This window comes from Aquabacterium sp. UBA2148, from assembly GCF_002328915.1.
Taxonomy (GTDB): Bacteria; Pseudomonadota; Gammaproteobacteria; order Burkholderiales; family Burkholderiaceae_C; genus Aquabacterium; species Aquabacterium parvum.
On the sequence record NZ_DCXA01000041.1, the window covers coordinates 4,181 to 8,803 of the forward strand.

Annotated in this window: 5 protein-coding genes; 2 read left to right on the forward strand and 3 right to left on the reverse strand. The window is 63.3% G+C overall.

Annotated elements, in window-relative coordinates:
- Together B2W70_RS02195 and B2W70_RS02200 are read right to left on the reverse strand one after the other, a co-directional pair.
- On the reverse strand, positions 1 to 287 hold a 287-nt coding region (locus B2W70_RS02195; protein ID WP_286742391.1), incomplete at its 3' end, for a hypothetical protein.
- Positions 284 to 2,434 carry a site-specific DNA-methyltransferase gene (locus tag B2W70_RS02200; RefSeq protein WP_286742393.1) on the reverse strand — a complete coding sequence of 717 codons (2,151 nt, stop codon included), beginning with the start codon at positions 2,432 to 2,434 and terminating at the stop codon, positions 284 to 286. The genes B2W70_RS02200 and B2W70_RS02195, both read right to left, overlap by 4 nt.
- 98 nt (positions 2,435 to 2,532) lie before the next feature.
- On the opposite strand from B2W70_RS02200, the gene B2W70_RS02205 reads away from it, so the two are divergent.
- Both B2W70_RS02205 and B2W70_RS02210 read left to right on the forward strand, forming a co-directional pair.
- Positions 2,533 to 2,979, forward strand: coding sequence for an XRE family transcriptional regulator (locus tag B2W70_RS02205; protein ID WP_286742394.1), 447 nt, complete (start codon positions 2,533 to 2,535; stop codon positions 2,977 to 2,979).
- A gap of 20 nt (positions 2,980 to 2,999) precedes the next feature.
- Positions 3,000 to 3,536 (forward strand): NUDIX domain-containing protein, encoded by a 537-nt coding sequence (locus tag B2W70_RS02210; RefSeq protein WP_286742396.1) that lies wholly within the window; start codon positions 3,000 to 3,002, stop codon positions 3,534 to 3,536.
- Between the two features lie 21 nt (positions 3,537 to 3,557).
- Here the strand turns inward: B2W70_RS02210 and B2W70_RS02215 are convergent, their stop codons facing one another.
- A complete protein-coding gene (locus tag B2W70_RS02215; RefSeq protein ID WP_286742399.1) occupies positions 3,558 to 4,517 on the reverse strand; it encodes a response regulator transcription factor in 960 nt (319 codons plus the stop codon).
- Positions 4,518 to 4,623: the final 106 nt, after the last annotated feature.

A 4,623-nucleotide genomic window follows, 5' to 3' on the forward strand; every position in this document is an offset into this window, starting at 1 on the left:
GCCACCTGCTTGTACAGGTCAAGCAGGCTGGTCGAGCCCAGCACCTCGTGCGCCACGATGGCGTTCAGGATGGCCTGCTTTTGCCCCACGTGAAAGCTCAAGCCCAGGCGGCTGGTGACCATGTCGTCACTGAACCACCAGCGAAGCAGATCGGCCGTGACGGGGGTGACCAGGTCGAGGACATCGGCTGCACCGTGCTCCAGGCCGATGCACAGTTGCTGGGTCTTGGCCGTGAGCGCCTTGGCCAGCGCAAGCTGGTCCTCTTGGATGGGCTTGGCGGAGCTCATGCGGGCATCTCCACCGTAGACACCACCTCGGCCTCAAAGCCGAACACATCGACCACCCGCACACACACCTTGCGCGGACCGGCCTTGAGCGGCGCTTGCACCACGGCCTGGGTGACGACGCGCAGCGGATCGCCATCGTTGGCGGTGTTGCCCCGGTAGTCCTGCCAGATGGAGCGAAAAACCTTGCCGTCGTAATCGAGGTCCACGGCCCAATACTCGATCAAGGCCAGGGGCTCCTGATTGGCCACCGATTGCAACTTGATGCGGTTGGCATCGTCGAGGTTGATGGCCTCAGGCGAGAGCAGCACATAGTTCTTGAGCTGAACCGACAGGATTTCATCCTCACCTTGAACCTTGCGAACGATGGGCTGAATGGTCAGGTACTGCAGTGACGAGAAGCGAACCTGGCCGCGCAGCTTGTCGAGCCCGCCCTTTTTCTTGAGGCGATCCATCAAGTCGGGTGGAATGACCAGCACCTCCAGGCGGCTGTCGTTGAGCGCCTGGATGGTGTCGCCGATGGCGGGCTCAAAGTTCCAGCCGAGCACGACGACGCGGTCCCAACCACCCATGAGGTTGTCGCGCAGGGCGATGGCCTTTTTGAGCGTGGCCGTGCCGGTGAGCTTGTTGGGCGAATCGGCAAGCACCAGGGTCTTGCTGGTGCTGCCGTGGCGGCCGCCGCCCACGCTGGCAATTTGGCCCAGGTTGCGGGTGGGGTTGTCTTCGGGCGGCAGGGGCAAGGCTCCGTAGAGCGACAACACGATTTGCGAGAGGTCACCAATGCGGAAGTCGCGCCCCAGGGTAGCTTTGGCGGCTTCGACCTGATAGTCACCAATCGCCTGATACAGGAAGGGCTTGGCCTCCTGGTCGATCAGGCGTTTGCGCATGATCATGCAGGCGGGTTTGCCCAGGTCGGTGGTGATCCAGCGACGGCCGAGTTTTTCGGCAACGGCGGCGGTGGTGCCGGAGCCGCCGTTGAAGTCGGCGACAACGCCACCTACAGGGCATGAACTCAGCACAATTCGCTCTAGCAGCCGCTCCGGTTTCTGGGTGGCGTAGTCCACCTTCTCGCCGGACCATCCTCGCAGCATGCTGATGTCATCCCACCAAGAACCAACCTGAACCCCCTTCGATTCATCCAAATATTTCTTTTGCATTGGAACCGTGCCTGGCCGGGTTTGAACAACCAAGCCAGCATCGATCAAGCCCTGCATACGTGCCTGAGAGTAGCGCCACGGACGTCGAACGCCCATGACCTCATACACTGGATTTCCTTTGGCCTCACCGCCTGGCCCCAGCATGTTCTCCAACTTGTACAAACGCCCATCCGAACCCTTGTGCTTGTAGAAATCCGCGACATAGTTTGATGAAAGCGGCAAGTACTGAGGTGACCAAAAACGGCTTGGTGATTTCTGAAAAAACAAAATCACGTCATGCACGCGCGAGTAGTGCTGACTGCCTTGAGCAGCATCGCCCTTGGCATCACTGCGCTTCCAGACTATTTCGTTGACAAAGTTCTCTCGACCAAAAACCTCATCCAGCACCAACTTCACGTAGTGCCCCACATGCCAATCCAGGTGCACATAAATCGACCCCGTGTCCGCCAGCAACTCCCGCATCAAAATCAAGCGCGGGGTGATCATCGCCAGATACGACGCAGTGCCATCTGCCCAGGTGTCTGAATATGCAAACTGCTCGATCACCGTGGGCTTTTGCTCCAACTCCACCCCGGGCAAGGTCACCTTGGTGCGGTAGTCGGCCTTGGAATCAAAAGGCGGGTCGATGTAGATCAGGTCAACCTTGCCGCGCAGGCTGGGCGTTTGCTCGTCACCGGCCAGCAGCGCCGCCATCGCCATCAGGTTGTCGCCATAGATGAGGCGGTTCATCCAGGGTTGAGCCGCTTCGGCACCCAGCGTGGCTTGCCCGCTCTCGATCAAGCTGCCCTGCCCGGGCGCGAAGACCTCTTGGCGAGCGGCCCTGGCTTGCTGTGTCACCCAGTCTTGCGCCGCGCTGTCTTTGGCTGGCAGCACCACCTCGCGGGTTTGCAGGCTCACGCGGTGACGACCTTCGATGCTTTCGAGGATTTTTTCGGCTTCTTTGCGGCCGTTGGCCACGATTTCGGGCAACTGCTCCAGCAGGGACTTCGGCATGGGTTTGACTTTCGATAACGTAACCGAAAGTCTAGTTCACAACGTAACTATCACAGATCAGCCACTCCCCCAAGTGCGCGCCACGTACCTTGCGGCGCATGTCCACCGAGCCCTCCAAGCTGCCTCCTTCGCGCGAAAAGCTGGCCTTTGCCCAACGCTTGAGGCAAGCCATGCTGGCCGCTGGATACGACGACAAACCCGCTGTGTTGGAACGCGAGTTCAACACCCGTCACTGGGGCAAGCCGATGACCTTGCATGGGGTGCGCCGTTGGCTGCGAGGCGAGACACTGCCTTCGCAGGACAAGCTGCGCACACTGGCTGAGTGGCTGCGCTTGACGCCACAAGAGTTGCAGTTCGGGCGCGACCCAGTCCACCGCGTTGAGTCATCACGCAATCGCTGGGATGCCGACCTCGGTTACCAGGATCGGGAGCTCTTTGAAGCTTTTTTGAAGCTGCCCGTGCCGCAACGCAAAGTGGTGCGGGAGGTGATCCTGGCGTTCACGCTGGCTGAACGCTCACGGCAGGGCAAAGCCGACAAGAGCTGAGCACAGGCACACTGGTGGGCATGACCTCCTACCGCCACTGCCCCCTTTGCGCCAGCCCCCTGAGCCTGCGCGGCCATGCCGGCTCGCTCGACGTCCAGCGCCCGACCTGTCCCGATGAGGCCTGTGGCTTCATCCACTGGGACAACCCCGTGCCCGTGGTGGCGGCCGTGGTCGAGCACGAAGGCGCCATCATCCTGGCGCGCAACAAGGCCTGGACCGCGCCGTTCTACGCGCTCATCACCGGCTTCCTGGAAAAGACCGACCCCAGCCCCGACGAGGCCGTCGCCCGCGAGGTCAAGGAAGAGCTGGACCTGGACGCCACGGGCGTGCACTTCATCGGGCACTACCGCTTCGAGCGCCAGAACCAGATCATCCTGGCCTACCACGTGCCCGCCACCGGCGTGATCACATTGGGCGAGGAGCTCAGCGAGTACAAGCGCATCGCGCCGGAGAAGGCCCGCTACTGGCCCGTGGCCACGGGGCTGGCGCTGCGCGACTGGCTGCGCTCACGCGGGTTCGACCCCCAGGCCATGGAGCTGCCGGCCAAACCGAGTTGAGCCTGAGCCCACCCCCAACCCTCACCGCGCCTTGAGCTGCGCCACCCGGCTCATGGCCAGACCAGCCGCGGCCGTGCGCGTCTCCACGCCCAGCTTGGCGAAGATGTGCTCGAGCTGCTTCTTGACCGTGGCCGGGCTGCTGCCCAGGATGTCGCCGATGTCGCGGTTGGTCTTGCCCTTGACGACCCAGTAGAGCACCTCGCCCTCGCGGGTGGTGAGCTTGAACTCCTGGCTGAGCGCGTCCATCGCGGCCTGGTCTGAGCTCTCCTGCATGACCAGCAGCCACTCGTCATCGCCTGTGGGCTGGTGCAGCGTGAAGCTCAGGCGACGCCCGCCCTGGTTGACAGCCCACACGGGCACCGTCGTGGGCACCAGGCCCCGCGCCAGCTCGGCCGACAGCTTGGGCGCGGTCAGCTTCAACCAATCTGCCAGCTCGACGGGCGCCACCGCCTCGGGTGCATCGAAATGCGACTGCAGCAGCTTGCGCGCGAGCGGCGTCTGCCACAGGATGCGGCCATCGCTGATGCGCACCGTGATCGAGGCGTGCCCGAAGGCATCGAGCGCATTGCGCGCCTGGCGAGCCTGGCGCGCGCCCTGGATGTGGCTGGCAATGCGCGCCAGCACCTCGCGGGGGCGGATGGGCTTGACCACGTAGTCCACGCCGCCCGCATCGAAGGCCGCCACCACGTGCTCGGTCTCGCTCAGGCCGGTCATGAAGATCACCGGGATGTGGGCGGTTTCCTGCTGGGCTTTGAGGCGCCGGGCCACCTCGAAGCCGTCCATGCCCGGCATGATGGCGTCGAGCAGGATCACGTCGGGCACAGCTTGCAAAGCACGTTGCAGCGCCGCTTCGCCGTTGGTGGCCACCAGCACGGTGTAGCCCGCGTCGTCCAGGGCATCGTGCAGCAGCGACAGGTTGTCGGGCACATCGTCAACGATGAGCACGACGTCGGTGCGGCTGCGGTCGAGGCGGTCAAACATCTGTGAAGGCTGGCGAATGCAAGGCTTGAATCGGTGGTGAGGCGCTGTCAGGCCTGCGAGCCGGCCTGGGCCACTTCCAGCGCGCCTTCAACCTGGCGCGCCAGGG